Annotated in this window: 21 protein-coding genes; 15 read left to right on the top strand and 6 right to left on the bottom strand. The window is 64.7% G+C overall.

Annotation, left to right across the window (positions count from 1 at the left end; genetic code table 11):
* The first annotated feature begins 59 nt into the window (after positions 1-59).
* From JNG39_RS12085 to JNG39_RS12100, 4 genes are all read left to right on the top strand, one after another.
* Complete coding sequence (locus JNG39_RS12085; protein ID WP_368311651.1) at positions 60-806, top strand: hypothetical protein; 747 nt, start codon at positions 60-62, stop codon at positions 804-806.
* A gap of 49 nt (positions 807-855) precedes the next feature.
* On the top strand, positions 856-1,482 hold the full coding sequence (locus JNG39_RS12090; RefSeq protein ID WP_368311653.1) for a hypothetical protein: 627 nt from the start codon (positions 856-858) through the stop codon (positions 1,480-1,482).
* Between the two features lie 11 nt (positions 1,483-1,493).
* Entirely contained in the window at positions 1,494-3,617 is a 2,124-nt protein-coding gene (locus JNG39_RS12095; RefSeq protein WP_368311928.1) for a DUF2235 domain-containing protein, read from the top strand.
* Between the two features lie 490 nt (positions 3,618-4,107).
* Positions 4,108-4,341 carry a hypothetical protein gene (locus tag JNG39_RS12100; RefSeq protein WP_368311654.1) on the top strand — a complete coding sequence of 78 codons (234 nt, stop codon included), beginning with the start codon at positions 4,108-4,110 and terminating at the stop codon, positions 4,339-4,341.
* Between the two features lie 252 nt (positions 4,342-4,593).
* On the opposite strand, the gene JNG39_RS12105 is transcribed toward JNG39_RS12100, so the two are convergent.
* From JNG39_RS12105 to JNG39_RS12115, 3 genes are read right to left on the bottom strand one after another with little or no spacing between them, the layout of a single operon-like run.
* Complete coding sequence (locus tag JNG39_RS12105; RefSeq protein ID WP_368311656.1) at positions 4,594-6,192, bottom strand: PepSY-associated TM helix domain-containing protein; 1,599 nt, start codon at positions 6,190-6,192, stop codon at positions 4,594-4,596.
* Between the two features lie 2 nt (positions 6,193-6,194).
* Positions 6,195-6,458, bottom strand: a complete 264-nt coding sequence (locus tag JNG39_RS12110; protein ID WP_368311658.1) for a hypothetical protein — start codon at positions 6,456-6,458, stop codon at positions 6,195-6,197.
* Positions 6,458-6,727 (bottom strand): hypothetical protein, encoded by a 270-nt coding sequence (locus JNG39_RS12115; protein WP_368311660.1) that lies wholly within the window; start codon positions 6,725-6,727, stop codon positions 6,458-6,460. The genes JNG39_RS12110 and JNG39_RS12115 overlap by 1 nt, the downstream gene beginning before the upstream one ends.
* Before the next feature lie 353 nt (positions 6,728-7,080).
* On the opposite strand from JNG39_RS12115, the gene JNG39_RS12120 reads away from it, so the two are divergent.
* The 9 genes from JNG39_RS12120 (at position 7,081) to JNG39_RS12160 (ending at position 12,953) form a co-directional block, all read left to right on the top strand.
* Positions 7,081-7,515, top strand: coding sequence for a hypothetical protein (locus JNG39_RS12120; protein WP_368311662.1), 435 nt, complete (start codon positions 7,081-7,083; stop codon positions 7,513-7,515).
* 31 nt (positions 7,516-7,546) lie between these two features.
* Entirely contained in the window at positions 7,547-7,885 is a 339-nt protein-coding gene (locus JNG39_RS12125; protein ID WP_368311664.1) for a type II toxin-antitoxin system RelE/ParE family toxin, read from the top strand.
* A gap of 2 nt (positions 7,886-7,887) precedes the next feature.
* Complete coding sequence (locus tag JNG39_RS12130; RefSeq protein ID WP_368311665.1) at positions 7,888-8,178, top strand: helix-turn-helix domain-containing protein; 291 nt, start codon at positions 7,888-7,890, stop codon at positions 8,176-8,178.
* 114 nt (positions 8,179-8,292) lie between these two features.
* The gene (gene rsmG, locus JNG39_RS12135; protein ID WP_368311667.1) at positions 8,293-8,925 is read left to right on the top strand and encodes a 16S rRNA (guanine(527)-N(7))-methyltransferase RsmG; all 633 of its coding nucleotides are present in this window, start codon (positions 8,293-8,295) and stop codon (positions 8,923-8,925) included.
* A gap of 213 nt (positions 8,926-9,138) precedes the next feature.
* Positions 9,139-9,984, top strand: coding sequence for a ParA family protein (locus tag JNG39_RS12140; RefSeq protein WP_247371890.1), 846 nt, complete (start codon positions 9,139-9,141; stop codon positions 9,982-9,984).
* A 9-nt stretch (positions 9,985-9,993) separates the two neighbouring features.
* Positions 9,994-10,869, top strand: coding sequence for a ParB/RepB/Spo0J family partition protein (locus JNG39_RS12145; RefSeq protein WP_186448246.1), 876 nt, complete (start codon positions 9,994-9,996; stop codon positions 10,867-10,869).
* A gap of 17 nt (positions 10,870-10,886) precedes the next feature.
* Complete coding sequence (locus JNG39_RS12150; RefSeq protein ID WP_247371884.1) at positions 10,887-11,423, top strand: sigma-70 family RNA polymerase sigma factor; 537 nt, start codon at positions 10,887-10,889, stop codon at positions 11,421-11,423.
* Complete coding sequence (locus JNG39_RS12155; RefSeq protein WP_368311670.1) at positions 11,420-12,157, top strand: DUF3379 family protein; 738 nt, start codon at positions 11,420-11,422, stop codon at positions 12,155-12,157. Before JNG39_RS12150 ends, JNG39_RS12155 begins: the two co-directional genes overlap by 4 nt.
* Before the next feature lie 79 nt (positions 12,158-12,236).
* Positions 12,237-12,953: a glycosyltransferase gene (locus JNG39_RS12160; protein ID WP_368311671.1), complete on the top strand. Its 717-nt coding sequence runs from the start codon at positions 12,237-12,239 to the stop codon at positions 12,951-12,953.
* A 328-nt stretch (positions 12,954-13,281) separates the two neighbouring features.
* Here the strand turns inward: JNG39_RS12160 and JNG39_RS12165 are convergent, their stop codons facing one another.
* The gene (locus JNG39_RS12165) at positions 13,282-14,226 is read right to left on the bottom strand and encodes a patatin-like phospholipase family protein (protein ID WP_368311672.1); all 945 of its coding nucleotides are present in this window, start codon (positions 14,224-14,226) and stop codon (positions 13,282-13,284) included.
* 7 nt (positions 14,227-14,233) lie between these two features.
* Positions 14,234-15,226 (bottom strand): helix-turn-helix transcriptional regulator, encoded by a 993-nt coding sequence (locus JNG39_RS12170; protein WP_368311674.1) that lies wholly within the window; start codon positions 15,224-15,226, stop codon positions 14,234-14,236.
* A 192-nt stretch (positions 15,227-15,418) separates the two neighbouring features.
* On the opposite strand from JNG39_RS12170, the gene JNG39_RS12175 reads away from it, so the two are divergent.
* Together JNG39_RS12175 and JNG39_RS12180 are read left to right on the top strand one after the other, a co-directional pair.
* Positions 15,419-16,342, top strand: a complete 924-nt coding sequence (locus JNG39_RS12175) for a hypothetical protein (protein WP_368311675.1) — start codon at positions 15,419-15,421, stop codon at positions 16,340-16,342.
* An 88-nt stretch (positions 16,343-16,430) separates the two neighbouring features.
* Positions 16,431-17,297: a YdiY family protein gene (locus tag JNG39_RS12180; RefSeq protein WP_368311676.1), complete on the top strand. Its 867-nt coding sequence runs from the start codon at positions 16,431-16,433 to the stop codon at positions 17,295-17,297.
* A 148-nt stretch (positions 17,298-17,445) separates the two neighbouring features.
* Here the strand turns inward: JNG39_RS12180 and hemC are convergent, their stop codons facing one another.
* Entirely contained in the window at positions 17,446-18,366 is a 921-nt protein-coding gene (gene hemC / locus JNG39_RS12185; RefSeq protein ID WP_368311678.1) for a hydroxymethylbilane synthase, read from the bottom strand.
* Between the last annotated feature and the right edge of the window lie 24 nt (positions 18,367-18,390).

The raw sequence follows: 18,390 nt of genomic DNA on the forward strand, positions 1-18,390 counted from the left end.
CGGGGCAGGAGTTGTAACGGGCAAGGAAGCCCATTCACGAACGGAACGAAAGGAATTCCATGAAAACACATTTGGCATTGCTTGCTTCCATCGCCGCCCTGACAGGGTGCGAAATGAAAAGCACAAAACCGGCCTCTATAGCTAAAAGCGAGGGCAATAACGTCATGAGCGGATGCTCTTCGAACGCGGAGGGGAATCTGATCGTATGCGGAGGAAGCAAAGAATTCATCGATCGCGAAATTACCCCGTACTTCGGCGAGCTCAAGCCGATCAAGGAGCGAGACTATCAAGACGACGCACTTCCACCACACGCCAACCGATTGAACGAAAGCGGAGACATTCCTTTTGTCGAGCACGACTTCGGTGCGCGTTGCTTCGACACGTGGGGATGCCAGATCGAATACGCAGGACGGGTCCAAATCACCGAACCAGAAGATACCCTTTCCGCGCCATTCGGAGAAAACTCGCGACTGAAAGAAGTGACGCAGTCAAGGGTGAAGAACTTTCCGGCTCCGGCCAAAGTGACCTGGAAGTCGAAAGACGGCGAGCCGCATGTGGCGTATGTCGATCTCGCCAAGATTCTCTGGGAGCAGCGTTTCATCCATCACGTGCCGGCAAAGGACATTCGGCCGAACGAAATCATGCCGAACCCGCGGATCGACATCTTCGTCGACGACCGGAGGCTCTCCGTAAGCATGGGAACCGTGGTCAAGCTTAAGCATCCGATCGAGCACTACGGCTCACGGATTGATCCACACGACCCGGAATTGGTTGAGATCATCAAGGTTTATGAGAAGTACTTTTAGAGCGACGGCATGCCGGAGCTCGCGGTGGCTATCTCGTGAGAAAGCGAAAATGATGAAGAAACGCTTTTATATGGAAAAAAGAACGCTTCTCTTCGGTGAGAGCATAAGCGCTTCTGCACGCACTTGTAGATTGGCTTTGATGGCTCTTCTAATCGTTCCCCTGGTTGGGTGTAAGTTGCTCGGCCCGCCCGCCGGCATGCCCGATAAACAGGGAAGGGTGCGCTTTGCGGAGCACAATTTTTCCGCCTACTGCTTCAATACTTACGAATGCCGTGTCGATTACGACAATTATCGCCATGCCGATATACAGGCTGGTAAGAGATCACCTCCGGTGCCAAGTGACTGGTCGAAATCCGCTGACGCCGGCTACGGTGGAATTCGAAATTTTCCGGATCCTGCAATCGTGATATGGCGATCATTAGACGGAGTACATCATGAGACATATGTCGATATAGGAAGAATCTTCGGTAGCGAACAGGTGGTTCACCGCGTGCCGCCAAAGGAAATCAAGATGGATGGCGCGGTGCTGAGCCCCGACGTCATTCTCGCAGTGGATGATCGAGAAATTCGCGTCTATATGAGAGCGATGATTCCACTTAACTATCCTAAGACGCCCTCGAATCCATATTCATTTTTCGAAGATGATCTAATTCTTGTTCATAGCAAGAAATATTAATGAGAGACTTCATGGAGAAGCATAGAAAGGACGGTCAGGGTCGACTTACCGATGGAGTCGATAGCCATCCCATATCTAACGCAGATAGGGAGGCCTACGATGACATTGCAAAGCAGCTGTCGTCACTTAGTACGCCTAAGTTTCTAACCCGAGAAGATAAGAATCAAAGGCTATTCATAGCTAACTTTGATGGGACCGGAAATGATATCGATGGTGACCCAATGCATGGCACTAACGTCGGGTTGATTTACGATCAACTTAGGCGTGGATTCAAAGACACGCGCGTAGCTGCTAGATACGTGCCCGGTCCAGGCACGCAAAAGAACTATTTAGTGAAAACTGCCGATGGCGCTATCGGATTTACCTACGATGCTCGACTCGAAGCGATGTACGATTTGCTCGTAAGGCAAGCTTACAAATGGAAAACCGAACATCCAGAATCGACGATATCAGTTATCAGCGTGGGATTCAGCCGGGGTGCTGAGGAGGCCGCTGGTTTCAGTCGACTCGTTCATGAGCGTGGTATCCAAGACCCGTCCGGGATTGAAATAGAACGTAGAGCCTACGGTCCCGACGTGTGGTACTACACGAAGCCTCCCTATGTGGATCCAGGGCAAATCATTCAGGCTGTCGGACTTTTCGATCCGGTAGGTACTGGGCGGCCACACGAGCGCGATCGCCGCCTACCGCCTTCGGTAATGTCTGGTTTTGCGATCTACGCACGTGATGAACGACGGAACGATTTCCCTGCAACACTAATCATCGAGCCAGGGCTTTCGAAGGACGGCCGGTTCTTGGGGGTTTGGTCGCCTGGCGCACACTCGGATATTGGTGGCAGTTATCACATCGACGGTCTTGCCACTCGCAATGGCAACCTGATGATCGATTACATCAACTCCTTTAGCGAAGACAAGTTGCTAGAGCGAAGACCCGAGCCCAAGGATCCGCTTTGGTATGTCATTCACGACTCGCAGCAGCATATGCGTTTGCTTTACCGCGTATCGGAGTTCGAGAAGAACGGCGAGCGTACATTCGTTGGTGCACAGCCATCCGCACCGGACTGCCGACGAATCGTCTATTGCGAGCCTCCGGAGCCCTTCGATGAGAGGCTGGGGCCATCGGTGGGGGCGCTCTATCCCGTGAAAGTCGACATGACTGCCATTCCTGAGCTCACGCCGCAAATGGTGTCGGAACTGGAGCGAAGAAAGACACCCGCATTCGTGCAGCATCTGTCGCGTAACGTTGAGGCCATCTCGCAAGAAAACGAAACATTGATTCCGGAAGGTGCTTCGCCTCGCTTCGAACAACTGATCGGTCAACAGGCCGCGTCGACAGACGCGCCACACAAGGAGGTCGGAATGGATATGGTGCAAGAAGAAATCATCACGAGCCAAAAGCCGCTGGCCGAGGTCATGGCCATCCTCGCCGAGAAGGATCCGTCGAGGAGTGCACGTATCGATGTTCATGCCTTCGACGCGTTCCGGAACTCGCCTGTGCAATCGCCGCCGATGGATATCGGGGTGAGGGCGCCAGCGGCCTTCGATGAGTCCCAGAGTCACGTAACTCCCGGAATCATCGGCGCAGACGAGAGAGCCGCGGCGCGTCTTCGGGAAGAGAGAGAAGCCATGGCCTTCATTGAATCCCTTCGTCGGGAACAGTTACGGGAAGCGATCATCGCGAAGCCCCAGCCGCAGGCCGAAGCCCATCCCAGGAATGATCCGCGCAACGAACGACATCCGGATCACCGGATGTATCAATCCGTCTATCTGCAGCTCGGCGAGCTCAACGCGCAGTCCAACATCGACGCATCCAAGGAGGAGATGGAACGAACGACGTCGGCATTGATGGTCGAAGCCAAGAGGAACAACCTGCGTTCGGTGACCCACATGCACTATGGCAAGGACAAGAACGGCGGTTTGATGCCGATCATCCATCTCAAGGAAGCTTTTCACGGCGATCTGGACGACCCACGCACGCGCTGGGCGGCGGTGGATGTCACTAAGGCGATGGATCAACCCATCGAGCAATCGTTGCAGCAACTCGACGACGTGAACCAGACCATCCAGCAACGACAACTCATGCGCGAAGCAGAACTTTCTCAACAGCAAGGCATGGGCATGTCGATGAGTAGGTAAGTTTTTTCCTGACGCCTACAGACAACTTTGCACTGATTTGTTAGGGTCTCATCGTTGTCTGCGTCGCCGGTTCATACGTCTCGCAGACAACCATCGCCTTGAGCGGTGAGAAGCGCGGGCCGAAGGTGCGGCAAACACCTCCGACCCGCTATCCACAATCAACTGAGTAGGAGTCGATCATGGGTACCCCTGATCATACGGCACTCGCACGCCCGCCGGATCCCCCCGGTGGCAACCGGATCATCTGTATTCCCCGCAGACACGAGTGAAGCGCCGCGGCGCCTGCCGTTGCCATGAGACATTTCTTGGCCGTCTCGACCCGGCGAGGTCACGTGCGCCCGGTCACCGGCTGACGCCGCGCGCCCTTCACTCATCACGCCAACCGGCGCCCGCTCACGGGTAGCCGGAACCTTCGTGAGTCCGTTGATCCGTGGCATGCAGGGCATCGCATGCCACGTTCGATGCGCTCGAACCATGCAAGGAGCATCCGATGCTTGCCGACGAGAACGCCACGCCGCACGACCTTTTGAACGAAGCGACCGAATGGTTGCAGTATTCGCGTGGAATGACGCAATTGCTTTCTGAGCTGGTGCATGAGGCCGATGCGGTCGATTGCGCGAAGATGGGCCTGGCGCTGGAGGCCATCGCGGCGTTGACACGGGCGGGTATCCAGTGCGCGGCGCAGGCGCATTCGATCATGCACGATGAGAGGATGAGTCGGTGATGCGATTCGTGCGTGGTTGAGAGCCGAATGACCGCGCTCGCGAAAACCGATCGCAAGGCGCTAGGCTCCTGCGTTCGCAGGAGCGACGTGAGGGGTAGGAGGGGTGAGGTGCCGCAAAGCATGGCGCTGGCGTAGTGGGGTACGTACAGCGGGTCGTGGACGCGTATCGCGATAGTCGGGTGTGTAGCCGTAGGCACCGGCCTGCGCCGGTGCGACGAGGGCTTGGAAGGTGTCTTGCTTAATTAGCGTCGGTCAGACGGCAGTCGCGTTGTCGGTGAAGGCGGCCTTGTTGGGGCGACCGTACCAGACGCTGCATGGATCACCCTCGCGCACTCGCTTGCGCGTCGCCAGTCCAAGCCAGCCGAAGCCGAGGCCCATGGCGATGGCGACGAGATCGACGCCCAGCACGCCATACCGCCCTTCGGCCAGGCTGCGCAGCAGGCGATCGCCGTGGATCGACACGTCGAGCACGCCGACCGCGATGCTCACCACCGCCGTGGCGAACAGCAAGTCGACGGCGGCACGCGCCGGGCGGCGCGCGAAGGTCCATACGACCGAGCCCGCCAGCACGATGAAGAACACCGGCTGCACGAACGCAGTGGGTTCGCCGCCCATGAGCGGTCCCAGCACGTTGGCGACGAAGGTCATCGAGATAGCGAGGCAGGTGCCGATGCAGATGCCGACGGTGGCCGTCGCCATCGCGCGCACCTTCAACGGCTGGTCGGGCTGGCGGCGTTTGCGGCGGGATTCGATGTAGAGCAGGTTGCCCGAATAGAACAGGAAGGCGCCGGCGAGGCCGAGCACGAAGTACAGCCAGCGTAGAGACACGTTGCCGAAGGTACCGAAGTGCAGGCCGAAGATGGCGGAATACGTGGCGTGGTTGGCATCGCGAGCGCCACTCACCTGCACTCTCAGCACGTGGCCGTCCACGGCGTCGAGCGCCACCATCCCGTATTCGCCGAGCGTCTTGGTGGACGTGCCGCGCACCTCCGCGGCCGCGCCCTGCCGGCCGTAATGCACGTAGCGCATGTAGTCGGGCTCGAAATCGGCGGCGCCGGCGGCCATCGCGGCGCGGCGCGCGCGGGCACCGAGTTCGGCGGGCGTGAGCATCACGGCGGTGCCGCCCTTGTCCTGCGTGGGCGGCAGTGCACTGGTCATGCGGTCGAACGCGCCCATGAGCTTGCCGTCGAAGGCCACGGTGTTGAAGGCCAGCAAGGCCACGGTGGTAAGGCACAACAGGGCGCCCGTCACCGCGAACACGATGTGGAACGGCAGGCTGAGGATGCCGATGACGTTGTGCGCGTCCTGCCACAGGCGCTTGAGGTTGTGCCCCGGGCGCAGCGCGAAGAGGTCGCGGACGAGGTGCGGCAGGTGGATCAGCAGGCCGGTGAGCAGGGCCAGGCCGTAAATGACGCTCACGATGCCCATCAGGTAGATGCCGATCTCGGGAATGCCGAGGTCGTAGTGCAACTCGTACACGAAGTCGGCGAGGCCGTGTTCGTGGTCTTCGGCGTCGTGCGGCGTGCCCTGCGCGAGCGTCTGCGTCTTCCAGCCGTCGCTGTCCAGCCAGTAGGCGGTCACCTGCTGCGAAGGCGCCTTGGGTGCGGGATAAGTCACGCCCACTTGCTCGCGCGCGGCCGGATGCGCCGCCACGATGCCGTCGAGCATGCGCGCCGCGCGCTGCATGGTCTCGTCGTGCGCAGCTTTCGCCGTCGGCAACGCCCAGGTATCGATCTCGTCGTGGAACATCGTGAGCGCGCCGGCGTAGAACGCCACGAACAGCGCGAAGCCGGCGAGCAGTCCGGTCCAGGTGTGCACGGTGGTGAAGGTGCGCAGGGTGGCGGCTTTCATCGTCACAGTCCCGGCAGCATCTGCTTGGCGGCGAACAGCGCGGCGAAGGCCCCCACGTTGGCCGCGGCGAGCCACGCCCAGGCGCGTACGCCGCTGCGGAACAGGTAGGTGGCTGCCATCACCGCGACCCACAGCGGGAAGAACGCCATATAGAAAGGTATGACCACCGCCTCGCTCGACCCCGGCCAGATCCAGATGGCCAGAGAGATCACGGCCAGCGACAGCGGCAGGCCGAGCACGATGCCGGCGAAGGTCTTGGCGAGCATCAGCGGGGCTTTCGTTCGCCGGCCGGGCGGAGCAGCCACAGCAGGTAGGGAAGCGCCACGGCGCCCGCCATCAGGGCGGTGACGGCGGCGGCGATACCGGGAAGCGTGGTTTCACCGGCGATCCAGGCGGTCAGGGCCAGGCATGCCAGCAGGGCGGCCACGACCTTCCCGCCGCGCCCCATCGGCCGTACCCGCCAGCGCTGGTTGGGCGAGGAAAGGTAGGCGAGCGCCATGGCGACGAAGGCGGCCAGGCAACCGAGCAGGGACATGGGGCGCAACCGGTCGATGACTGATTGATAATTATTATCATTTGGACGTTGGCCGTCAAATCGTAGGGTCCGGCCCATACGACGAATCGCCTAAGGTACATACGCCAGGCGCCGGGCTTAGGGGAAGCTCGAAAAGCCTGCGATCCAGTCCTATTCAGGCCAGCGGTTGGTCAAATCGTGCTCACTGCTCAAGTTTTGACCAAGCCATCCGCTAACTGAACATGGGGGTTCGGTAAAACTAGCGTTAAGACGAGTCGTTAAATTAGAATTAACACCCCTGTTCGATCATCGACGTGAACGCACTTCTTGTGCGTCGCAACAGAAGAAACCGATAACTTTTTGAATTAGCAGCCATGTTGACCAGCATTCTCCTTGCCACCCTCGTCGCAGCCTCCGCCCTGGCGGTCGCTTCGTTACGCAAGGTGCCCGAGGGTCAGGTCTACAGCGTGCGCCGCGCCGGCCGCGCGGTCCGTTTGCTGACGGCGGGTACCCACCTCGTGCTGCCGCTGATCGACCGGGTGACCCACAAGATCGACCTCGGCGGCCAGGTACTCCGCTTCGAAGGCGGCACCGTCTACTGGCAGGTGCTCGAACCCGAAGTGGTCGACGAGGTGATCGACGAAGCGCCCGAGATGATCCGCCGCAACGTCGTGGCCGCCTTGCGCGACACCGCCACGGCCCACCCGGCCGACCGCCGCGCCGTCGGCACCCAGCTCAAGCACGCCGTCAACGGCTCGCTCCGCGCCCGCGGCATGCTGGTCACCCGCGTCGAACTCGACGCGGCCTGAGCTTCGAATCGCAAGTACGCCATTGACGCACGTGCGTCAGTGGCGTAGTTTTGCGCATGCTTTCATCGAAACGCCCCTTTTCACCAGACAGATTACCGAGCTTCTGGACGACGAGTCCTACGCCGAGTTTCAGCGTGTGCTGGCCGAAAATCCGGAAGCGGGTGACCTCATCAGAAACACCGGCGGGCTTCGAAAAATCCGAGTGGCCGCGAAGGGGCGGGGAAAGCGAGGAGGCGCGCGCGTCATCTACTATTACTTCGTTAGCGCGTCGCACATAGCGCTTCTCATGGTCTATCCGAAGAGTGAAATGGACGACCTCACGGAGGAACAGAAGAAGGCGTTGAAATCGGTTGTCGAGAAGTGGGGCTGACGATGAAAGAAGAACTTTTCAGCGAGCTCATGCAGAGCGTGACGCAGATGGATGACATCCGTCGAGGCGTGCGTGCGCCCTCTCGCGAAACGGTGGTGGTTTCCGAGCAGGTGAAACGTATTCGTACGCTGACCAAATTGTCCCAGGCGAGATTTGCCAAAGTCATCGACGTCGAGCTCGGCACGTTACGCAATTGGGAACAGGGACGACGCGTACCCACGGGACCAGCCCGGGCCCTTCTTCGTGCGATCGAAAGGGATCCCGAACATGTTCTCGCCGCGCTCGGCGCATAAAAATCAGTGCCAAGCGACAGAGCGCTACCCCTGAACGAACGCGCCACGAGCGCATGACGACGAGGCGTCCGTTATAGGCCGGCGCCGTAGCACTCAGCCATAGACGATCACTCGATGACCACCCGCGAAACCCTCCGCCACCAGCTCGAACGCGGCATCGCCGACCTGCGCGTCACCCTGCCCGACGATGCGGCCGAACGCCTGCTCGATTACCGCGAACTGCTCGAACGCTGGAACTCGGCCTACAACCTCACCGCCATCCGCGACGATCGCGACATGGTCGCGCGCCACCTGCTCGATTCGCTGACGATCCTGCCCTACGTGCATGGCCGCTCCCTGGCCGACCTTGGCACCGGTCCGGGACTTCCCGGCATCCCGCTGGCCATCGCCGAACCCGCGCGCGAGGTGCTGATGGTCGATTCCAACGGCAAGAAAGTCCGCTTCCTGCGCGAGGCCATCCGCTCGCTGAAACTCGGCAACGCGAAGGCCTTGCAGAGCCGCGTGGAAGACGTCGAGGGCACGTTCGAATGCATCACCGCCCGCGCCTTCGCCTCGCTGGCCGACATGCTCGGCTGGGGCGGCCACCTGCTGGCGCCCGGCGGCGTCTGGCTGGCGATGAAGGGCAAGCACCCCGACGATGAGCTGGCTGGCGTGCCCGAGGGGTTTCGGGTGGAGGCCATCCATGCGCTGGCGGTGCCGGGGGTGGAGGGTGAGCGTCATCTGGTGGTGATTCGGCGCGCTGCCTAAGCGACTCCGTTTCGCCGCTCCGTGGGCATTGCCGATACGATCGGCTCCCACCCCTTCGGTAGCCGCCTCATCGCATCTGGCTGATGTCATGGCTGGACGCCGATCGCTTCGGGGATGGGCCCGGCGCCGGCCGCCGACTACCGGCGGATCGCCCACCGGGAAGCGGGATGCTACGCTACCGCCCTTTCCGCGCACGGTAGCTATCCACCCTCCATGGCACGCATCATCGCAGTCGCCAACCAGAAAGGCGGCGTCGGCAAGACCACCACCTCCGTCAACCTCGCCGCGGCGCTGGCCGCCGCGAAGCGCAAGGTGCTGCTCGTCGACTTCGACCCGCAGGGCAACGCCACGATGGCGTCGGGCGTGGATAAGCACGAGGCCAAGCCCAACGGCTGCGAGGTGCTGCTCGACGAGGCGGAGATCGCCGACGTCCTGGTGCGCACCGAGGCCGGGTTCGACCTGATGCCGGGCAACGGCGACCTCACGGCCGCCGAGCTGAAGCTGATGGACGGCATGGCCCGCGAGCAGCGCTTAAAGGATCAGCTGGCCAAGGTGGCCGACCGCTACGACACCATCCTCATCGACTGCCCGCCCTCGCTGCACCTGCTCACGCTCAACGCGCTGACGGCCGCCGACGGCGTGCTGATTCCCGTGCAGTGCGAGTACTTCGCGCTGGAAGGCCTGTCGAGCCTGCTCGACACCATCCAGGCCGTGCGCCAGCGCCTCAACCCGAAGCTCGAGGTCGAAGGCCTGCTGCGCACCATGTACGACGTGCGCAACAACCTCGGCAACGAGGTATCCGCCCAGCTCACCCAGCATTTCGGCGACCAGGTGCTGCGCTCGATCATCCCGCGCAACGTCCGCCTCGCCGAGGCGCCCAGCCACGGGCAGCCCATCCATCTCTACGACCGCGGCTCGCGCGGCGCCATCGCCTACATCGGCCTGGCCGGGGAGATCATCCGCCGCGACCGGGCCCGCACCCAGGGCACGGCGGACGACACCCCCGTGGACGTCGACGCGGCGAACGACGCCGGCGGCGCGACCCCGACGACGCCTTAAGGAGACCCCATGGCAGCAGCGAAGAAACGTGGTCTGGGCCGTGGCCTTGATGCCCTCCTCGGCGGCGGCACCGGCCCGGAAGCCGCTCCCTCGGTGATCGAGCAGGAAGGCGAGCTGCGCACGCTGCCGATCCACCAGATCCAGGCCGGCAAGTATCAGCCGCGCCGCCACTGGAACGACGAGGCCCTCGACGAACTCGCCGCCTCGATCAAGGCCCAGGGCCTGATCCAGCCGGTGGTCGTGCGCGCCATCGGAAAGAACAGCTACGAACTCATCGCCGGCGAGCGCCGCTGGCGCGCCGCGCAGCGCGCGTCGATGAGCGAGATCCCCGCGCTGGTGAAGGACGTGCCCGAGCAGTCCGTGCTCGCCATGGCCCTCATCGAGAACATCCAGCGCCAGGAACTCACCCCGCTGGAAGAGGCCCAGGCCCTGCAGCGCCTGATCGACGAATTCGACCTCACCCACCAGCAGGCCGCCGATGCCGTCGGCCGCTCCCGCGCGGCGGTGTCCAACCTGCTGCGCCTGATGGAGTTGCCGGCGTCGATCAAGCAGTTGCTCGACGAGAGCAAGCTTGAGATGGGCCACGCCCGCGCCCTGCTGACGCTGCCGGCCAGCGTGGCCGAGCCGCTGGCGCTCGAGGCCGCCCGCCACGGCTGGACGGTGCGCGAGCTGGAAGAAGCCGCCCGTAAGGCGCAGCTGGCGCCCAAGGGCAAGGCCAAGTCGGCCATGCCGGCCGACCCCAACATCGCCAACCTCGAGCGTGAGCTGGCCGAGCGCTTCGCCACCCGCGTGGAAGTGGCCCATGGCCGCGGCGGCAAGGGCAAGCTGGTGATCCATTACCACAGCAACGACGAGCTGGACGGCATCCTCAGCAAGATCCGCTGAGATGTAAGGAAATGCCGATGGCGCCGGTCAAAGGGAACGTGAACCCGAAACAGCGCCAGTACGAAGCCATGGTGCGCGCCCTGTCGGCCGACCTCTACCGGTTCGCCTTCTGGCTGTCGCGCTCGGAGACCGTCGCCCAGGACCTGGTCCAGGAGACCTTCCTGCGCGCCTGGAAAAACCTCGATGCCCTTCGCGACGCCGAGTCGGCCAAGCCCTGGCTCATCACGATCCTTCGCCGCGAGCATGCGCGGCTCTACGAGCGCAAGCGCTTCGACACCGTGGAACTGGACGACAGCGTGCCCGAGGATGCCGCCTTCGCCAGCCCCGAACGCAGCGGCGACGCCGCACAGGTGCGAGACGCCATGCTGAAGCTGCCTGACAAATACCGCGAGCCGCTCGCCATGCAGGTGCTGGGGGGCATGAGCTGCGACGAGATCGCCGCCGCCACCGACCAGCAGCCGGGTGCCGTGATGACCCAGCTCTTTCGTGCCCGCCAACGCCTGAAGCAGCTGCTGGGCGGCGGGAAATCGACCACGGAGGGAGTCCGTCGATGAACTGTCTCGACTTCCGCCGCCGCATCGGCGCCGAGCCGCGTTCGCGCGATCCCGAACTGCTCGCCCACCGCGATACCTGCACCGAGGGCTGCGCCGCCTTCTGGCAGCGCGCACAGCGCTTCGACGACGACCTCGAGGCGGCGCTTGCCGTGCCCGTTCCGGAAGGGCTCGCCGACCGCATCCTGCTCGCCCAGGCGACGGCGGAGCGCCGCGTCCAGGTCGGTCGCCGCCGCGCCTGGATGGCGATGGCCGCCTCGTTGCTGATCGTGGTCATGGGCGGCGGTATGCTCTGGCGCCACGCCGATGCCACCTCGTTGCCCGCCCTCGCCGTGGCGCACATGCCCTACGAGGCGGATTCCCTGGCGATGACCGCTCCCATGGCCGATGCGGCGGTGGAAGCCGGATTCGCCGGGCGCGCCGTTTCGCTCAAGGGGCCGGCGCCGCAGGGCGTCACCTACGTGCACGACTGCATGGTGGGTCCGTACCCGGCGGTGCACGTGGTCACCCGCATGAACGACGAGCCCGTGGTGGCGCTGTACATGCCGGGCAAGATGAGCGACGCCGATACGAGTTTCCACCGCGAGGGCTGGGACGGTCGCGCCCTGGCCCTGCATGGCGGCACGCTGGTGGTGATGGCGCAGGAAGGCGCCAGCCGCCACGCCATGGATGCCGTGGCCCGCGCGTGGCGCTCGGCCATCGAGGGGCCCGTGCCGCAGGCCGTGGGCCGGATCTGAACGACCGGCCGCGTCCGCGGCCCCATCCGGCGCCGGTTGGGCGATAATGCCGCCCCGAATCCCCTAGCCCGGAACCGCGATGACCGACCTCGCCGTGGTCGTGCCCGTCTTCAACGAGCGCGACAACATCCCGCCCCTCCTCGCCGAGATCGCATCGGCCCTGCGCGGCCGGATCGACTTCGAGATCATCTACGTCGACGACGACAGCACCGACGACAGCGTGGCGGTGCTCACGGCGGCACGCGCGCAGTATCCGGAGCTGCGCATCATCCGCCACGTGACCCGCAGCGGGCAGAGCACGGCCGTGTGGAACGGCGTGCGCGCCGCACGTGCGCCATGGGTGGCCACGCTCGACGGCGACGGCCAGAACGACCCGGCCGACATCCCCAAGCTGCTCGCCGCGCGCGACGGCGCGGCGCCCGACCTGAAACTCTTCGCCGGCTGGCGCATCACCCGTCGGGACAGCTTCAACAAGCGCATCTCCTCGAAGGTCGCCAACGCGGTGCGCTCGCGCATGCTGCGCGACGACACGCCGGACACCGGTTGCGGCCTGAAGCTGTTCGAACGCGACACCTTCCTGCGCCTGCCCTACTTCGACCACATGCACCGCTACCTGCCGGCCCTGGTCAAGCGCGCGGGCTTCGCCAGCCAGAGCGTGCCGGTGGGCCACCGTCCACGCACGGCGGGTACGTCGAAGTACGGCATGCTCGATCGCCTGTGGGTGGGGCTGGCCGACCTGCGCGGCGTGGCATGGCTGATGCGCCGGGCCAAGGTCACGCGCACCGAGGAAATCTGACACACCGATTCGCCGATACGATCGGCTCCCACCCCTTCGGTAGCCAGGTTCGTGCTTCGTCTCCCGACGTACGGATCATCGGCAGCAGGACTTTGATACCCGGCTACCGCAGGGGCCCCCACCCCTCCGGTGGCCAGGTTCGTGCTTCGTCTCCCGACGTACGGATCATCGGCAGCAGGACTTCGATAGCCGACTACCGAAGGGGCTCCGACCCCTCCGGTGGCAGGTTCGTGCTTCGTCTCCCGACGTACGGATCATCGGCAGCAGGGCTTCGATACCCGGCTATCGAAGGGGTGGGAGCCGATCGTATCGGCGAATCCAGCGTGCCTCAGCGCACAGGCAAGCCCCGCGGTTCCCATCCGCTGAGCGCCTCCTCGGTCTTCCTCCGCCCCAGCTCGATCAGCTCGCGCGCCCGATAGAACTCGTACACCGCGGACACGTTGCGCGGCAGCTCGATCAGCAGATCGGGCTGGTAGGCGGCCAGGCGCAGGCGCGAGAGGTTGGCCTGCATGAGGTCCATGGCCTGGGTCATCAGTTCGAAGGCCCCCGGGTCTCGTATCTTCGGCTCGCCGCGCGGCAGCACCTTGCCGATCATGCGGCCCAGTTTGGAGACGTAGCCCGTGTCGGCGACCGCGGTCACGTCCTTCTCCGGCGCCTTCTGCAATTCCGCCGCGCCATCGACGCTCACCGCCACCACGTAGTCGGCATCCTCGCGCATCAGCGGCAGCACCGGCAGCGGATTGAGCAGCGCGCCGTCGACGAGGCGGCGGCCCTCGTGCGCATAGGGGCGGAACAGCGTCGGGATGGCGATGGACGCGCGGATCGCATCGAACAGCGGACCGCGCGTGAGCCACACCTCGCGTTCGCGATCCAGGTCGGTGGCGACCGCCGTGTAGGGGATCGCCAGTTCCTCGATGTTCACCTCGCCGATCAGCTCGCGCAGCGCAGCCATGATGCGGTCGCCCTTGATGAAGCCGCCGCCGGAAAAACTCCAGTCGACCAGCCGCAACACGTCGAAGCGGGCGAGCGTCGACACCCAGTCGCGGTAGACCTCGAGCTTGCCCATCGCGTAGATGCCGCCGATGAGGGCGCCCATCGACGTGCCGGCGATGGCGACGATCTCGAAGCCGCGCTCTTCGAGCACCTCGATCGCGCCGATGTGGGCCAGCCCCTTCGCGGCGCCGGCGCCGAGCGCGAGCGCGACGCGGGGTTTGCGCGGAATGGCCTGGATCGCGGGTACGGCGCCGGGATCGGCGATGTCGAAATCGCTCATGGAACGTTCAATGCTGATTACCGGACCCGTTCTGGTAGCCGGAGAGGGCGAGCTGGAGCAGGATCTTCATTTCCTCGCGCAACGGCAGCGGCGAGACCACCTCCGCGTCGGGCCCGTACTTGAGCACGTCCATCAGCAATTCGCGCGGGTTGGAATACGGCACCTTCAGCTCGTAGCGGCCGTCGGGCATCCACTCGCCCTTCTGCTGCGAATGCCAGTGCTCGTCGGCCACCCAGCGCGCGGCGTGCGAGGAGAAACGGATCACGGCCCAGGCTTTCGGCTTGCCGGCGAAGATGCCGTAGCTGGAGGCGAGCAGGTCGTTGAGCTCGGCTTCCTCCACGTCGCGGGCGCGGGCATCCTGCGCGTGGGGTTCGGCGATGCGGTCCACGGCGAAGCTGCGTAGCGCCTCGCGGTCGTGGTCCCACACGTCGAGGTACCAGTTGTCGCGGTAGTGGGTGAGGCGCTGCGGCGACACCTTGCGCTTGCTGTCGGCGTTGGTGGTGCGCGCGCGGTAGCGGAAGGTGAGCTGCTTGCGTTCGAGCACGGCACCGGCCACCACGCGGAACACCTGCTGGTCCATCTTGCGCGCACCCCAGGAAATCACCCGGATGCGGTCCACCGGCAGCGACTTGCCGCTGCCGTGGTCGGAGAGCAGGCGCTCGATGCGCGCCTTGAACGGAGCGAGCGCGCCGGCCAGCACGCCCGGGTCGGAACGCCCGATGAGTTCGTTCAGGGCCATCAGGGCGGCCAGCTCGTCGCTGGTCAGCCACAGGCCCGGCAGCTCGAAGCTGTCGCCCTCGCCGGCCTCGTAGCGGAACGAGGCCTGTTCGCCGGCCACGCTCTGTACCGGGGCGCCCAGCGCATCGCGCAGGAAGGCGACATCGCGATAGAGCGTGGCGCGCGAGCATTCCAGCTCGTCCATGAGGCGGGAAAGCGGCACCGGGTAATGGGCCGATTTCAGCAGGCGGTGCAGGGTGAGAATGCGCTCGTAGCGGTCCATGGATGTCGCCGGCAGGTGGAGCGAAAAAGGATGCGCGAACTAGTGTGACCGAATGGGTCGTGACGCCCGTATCTACGCGCACCAAGCATGGCGTCGGCCGGGGCCGTCCGCAAGGGCGGGAGGCCGGGTTTGCGCCCGGGGGCGATAGGCGCAAAAATGCTGCTTTGCGATTCGCCGCAAGGCCCCTCGAGCATGACGGAACCGAACGAAGCGTCGTCCGTCGCCCTGGACCGGCATGAACCCCACGGCGACGCGACTCGCGCCCATAGCCTGTTTTCCGTTCCGATGGCGATCGTCCAGACCGCCACGGCGGGCGGTTACGGCTTATGGATGGTGCTGGGCACCTCGCTGGCCCTGGGCCTGTACCCCGACGGCCGCGGCGAGGTACTGGTGCCGCTGGCCATCGGCCTGGTGCTCGCAAGCACGGGCCTGGTCGCAACCTGCCTGAGATTGCGATTCGCCCCGGAATGGCACGGGTGGAATCCGGTGAAGCGGATGATGCCGACGCGGGAAGGCCTGGTCGCCATGGCCAACTACCTGCCCATGCTGGCGCTGGCCGGGCTGGCGCGGGGCGGTAACGACTTCTGGGCCACGCGCCTGGCCGGCGCGGCCCTTACGCTGTGCAGCCTGGCGACCCTGGTCTATACGGCCCGCGCGGCGGCGCGCCCCCTGTCGGCCGACCTGGCGGCGCTGGCCAACCTGCTGCCCTTCGGCCGCACGGTATCCGGCCTCTTCGCCGGAGGCCTGTGGTTCTGGCTGTGCATCGAGGGGCAGATGCCCACTGGCCCCGGGAATCTGTGGCGGCTGGGATTGCTCGCGGTCGCGCTGGCCGCGGGCGTGGTCGAGGGCATGCGCTGGCGGGCGCTGCGCCGGTTCGCCGCCGACAACGGCGCGGAGGCGCGGATCGTCGGCGGACGCTGGGGCCTGTCGTTGCTGGGCAGCCGCTTCGGCGTGGCGGCGCTCTCGGTGGGCCTGCCCTGCGTGCTGCTGGTGACCCACGGCGAGCCCACGACTCAGCTGCTGACGGCCGGTGTGGCGACGTTAAGCTGCGCTATCGGTCAATGTCTGGAGCATCGGCTCTACGGCGTGGCCTACGCGCAGTTGGCCACGGGCTAGGCAAAGGTATTTCGGCGCGGGGGTGCGCCACCCATGGCCGTCTGGACGGCCGTATGACAACCTGTTTCAAACACACTTCGGGTAGACGATGAAAAAACTGCTTATCGCCACGCTCGTCCTTGCCGCGCTGCCCCTCGCCGCGCAGGCCCAGGACGCCGCCACCGCCGCCCCGGCGCAGGATGCCAACCCCTCGCAGAACGGCGGCTGGACCGGCTCGGGCGAATTCGGTTTCGCCTCCTCGCGCGGCAACTCCCGCTCGGAGAACGCCAACGCCAAGCTCGGCCTGAGCCAGGAAAACGAGGTCTGGAAGAACAACTTCTTCCTCAACGGCCTACGTTCGAAGGGCGAGGTCTCGGTCACCGACCCCGACGGCAACACCGTCGACAAGTTCAGCACCACCGCCAACCGCTACGACACCGGCGCGTCGGTGGGCTACAAGTTCGATCCGCGCAGCTACGTGGTGACCGCCGCGCGTTACGAGCACGACGACTTCGGCGCGAACACCTGGCAGGGCATCGTCTCGGTGGGCTACGGCTACATCGCCCTGAAGAACGAGCGCGCCGAGCTTTCGTTCGAAATCGGTCCCGGTTTCAAGCGCTACCAGCCGGCCAAGTCCGATCGCGCGGTACTCAATGCCGACGGCACCCCGGTGCTGGGCGCGGACGGTAACCCCGTCAGTGAGCGCTATACGCCAGACGCGGAAAGCGAGGTGGTGGGTCGTGGCCTGTTGAACGGCAAGTACCGCCTCACCGACAACACCGCGCTGGAAGACACGCTGCTGGTCGAAGCGGGCTCGAAGAACCAGTACTACCAGAACGACATCGGCGTCTCGGTGAGCATGACCAAGAAGATGGCGCTGAAGGTGGGTTACCAGATCCGCTACAACAGCGATACGCAGCCGGGCACGGTCAGCACCGACAAGTTGATGACGACGAACCTCGTCTACAACTTCTGAGTCCGTCGCGAATCCTTCGCCGATGCGATCGGCTCCCACCCCTTCGGTAGCAGGGCTTTTGCGACCCGGCTACCGAGGGTAACGCCCATGGCAGCAGGATCTTCCCAACGGGGCTATCGAAGGGGTGGGAGCCGATCGCATCGGCGAATCAGCGTTGGGGCTTGAGCAACTCGTCGGCGCCCTGCGACAGCAACAACGCCGCCACTTCATGCCCCAGCTCCACGGGTCGGTCGCCTTCGATGCTGGCCTCGGCACGAACCAGTTCGCCGCTGGCCGCATCCCCCACCAGCCCATGCAGCGTGAGCCCGCGCTCGCCCAGCACGCAAAGCGCGCCGATCGCCACCGCGCAGCTGCCACCCAGTTTCTCGTTGAGTGCGCGCTCGGCATCGATGGCGAGCCTCGTGTGCGCGTCGTCGACGGCCTTCAGCAGCTCGATCGTGCGAATGTCGTCGGCGCGGGCTTCCGCCGCGATCGCGCCCTGCCCCGGCGCGGGCAACCAGTCGGGGCTGGCCAGGCGCGTGCGGATGCGATGGCCCAGGCCAAGGCGCTCCACGCCCGCGCATGCGAGGATGATGGCGTCGTACTGGCCTTCGTCGAGCTTGGCCAGGCGCGTGTTCACGTTGCCGCGCAAGTCGAGCAGCTGCAGGTCGGGACGCAGGGCGTGCACCTGCGCCTGCCGGCGCAGCGACGAGGTGCCGACCTTCGCGCCGTGCGGGAGGTCGGAGAGCTTTTCGTAACCGTTGCTGATGAAGGCATCGGCGGCGTCGGCGCGCTCGAGGATCGCGGCCAGCGTGAAGCCCGGCTCCAGTTCGGCCGGCACGTCCTTGAGCGAATGCACGGCGATGTCGGCGCGGCCGTCCTGCATCGCGATCTCCAGTTCCTTGAGGAACAGGCCCTTGCCGCCGACGGTGGCCAGCGAGCGGTCGAGAATCTCGTCGCCCCGCGTGGACAGCGGCACCAGTTCCACGGCGAGCCCCGGATGGGCCGCCCGCAGGAGGCTGGCCACGTGTTCGGCCTGCCATAGGGCCAGCGCGCTCTTGCGCGTTGCGATGCGAAGCGGTGCGGTCATGGGGGTCCTGGAAGGGATGGAGCG

The organism is Luteibacter sp. CQ10 (genome assembly GCF_040900725.1).
Lineage (GTDB): Bacteria > Pseudomonadota > Gammaproteobacteria > Xanthomonadales > Rhodanobacteraceae > Luteibacter.

Excerpts from the sequence above, each read along its gene's own strand:
- JNG39_RS12170 (WP_368311674.1), bottom strand. The coding sequence starts at position 15,226 with ATGGACCGCTACGAGCGCATTCTCACCCTGCACCGCCTGCTGAAATCG.
- JNG39_RS12120 (WP_368311662.1), top strand. The coding sequence starts at position 7,081 with ATGTTGACCAGCATTCTCCTTGCCACCCTCGTCGCAGCCTCCGCCCTG.
- JNG39_RS12160 (WP_368311671.1), top strand. The coding sequence starts at position 12,237 with ATGACCGACCTCGCCGTGGTCGTGCCCGTCTTCAACGAGCGCGACAAC.
- JNG39_RS12155 (WP_368311670.1), top strand. The coding sequence starts at position 11,420 with ATGAACTGTCTCGACTTCCGCCGCCGCATCGGCGCCGAGCCGCGTTCG.
- JNG39_RS12115 (WP_368311660.1), bottom strand. The coding sequence starts at position 6,727 with ATGTCCCTGCTCGGTTGCCTGGCCGCCTTCGTCGCCATGGCGCTCGCC.
- JNG39_RS12110 (WP_368311658.1), bottom strand. The coding sequence starts at position 6,458 with ATGCTCGCCAAGACCTTCGCCGGCATCGTGCTCGGCCTGCCGCTGTCG.
- JNG39_RS12165 (WP_368311672.1), bottom strand. The coding sequence starts at position 14,226 with ATGAGCGATTTCGACATCGCCGATCCCGGCGCCGTACCCGCGATCCAG.
- rsmG (WP_368311667.1), top strand. The coding sequence starts at position 8,293 with ATGACCACCCGCGAAACCCTCCGCCACCAGCTCGAACGCGGCATCGCC.
- JNG39_RS12145 (WP_186448246.1), top strand. The coding sequence starts at position 9,994 with ATGGCAGCAGCGAAGAAACGTGGTCTGGGCCGTGGCCTTGATGCCCTC.
- JNG39_RS12090 (WP_368311653.1), top strand. The coding sequence starts at position 856 with ATGATGAAGAAACGCTTTTATATGGAAAAAAGAACGCTTCTCTTCGGT.
- JNG39_RS12175 (WP_368311675.1), top strand. The coding sequence starts at position 15,419 with ATGACGGAACCGAACGAAGCGTCGTCCGTCGCCCTGGACCGGCATGAA.
- JNG39_RS12085 (WP_368311651.1), top strand. The coding sequence starts at position 60 with ATGAAAACACATTTGGCATTGCTTGCTTCCATCGCCGCCCTGACAGGG.
- JNG39_RS12180 (WP_368311676.1), top strand. The coding sequence starts at position 16,431 with ATGAAAAAACTGCTTATCGCCACGCTCGTCCTTGCCGCGCTGCCCCTC.
- hemC (WP_368311678.1), bottom strand. The coding sequence starts at position 18,366 with ATGACCGCACCGCTTCGCATCGCAACGCGCAAGAGCGCGCTGGCCCTA.
- JNG39_RS12140 (WP_247371890.1), top strand. The coding sequence starts at position 9,139 with ATGGCACGCATCATCGCAGTCGCCAACCAGAAAGGCGGCGTCGGCAAG.
- JNG39_RS12100 (WP_368311654.1), top strand. The coding sequence starts at position 4,108 with ATGCTTGCCGACGAGAACGCCACGCCGCACGACCTTTTGAACGAAGCG.
- JNG39_RS12130 (WP_368311665.1), top strand. The coding sequence starts at position 7,888 with ATGAAAGAAGAACTTTTCAGCGAGCTCATGCAGAGCGTGACGCAGATG.
- JNG39_RS12095 (WP_368311928.1), top strand. The coding sequence starts at position 1,494 with ATGGAGAAGCATAGAAAGGACGGTCAGGGTCGACTTACCGATGGAGTC.
- JNG39_RS12150 (WP_247371884.1), top strand. The coding sequence starts at position 10,887 with ATGGCGCCGGTCAAAGGGAACGTGAACCCGAAACAGCGCCAGTACGAA.
- JNG39_RS12105 (WP_368311656.1), bottom strand. The coding sequence starts at position 6,192 with ATGAAAGCCGCCACCCTGCGCACCTTCACCACCGTGCACACCTGGACC.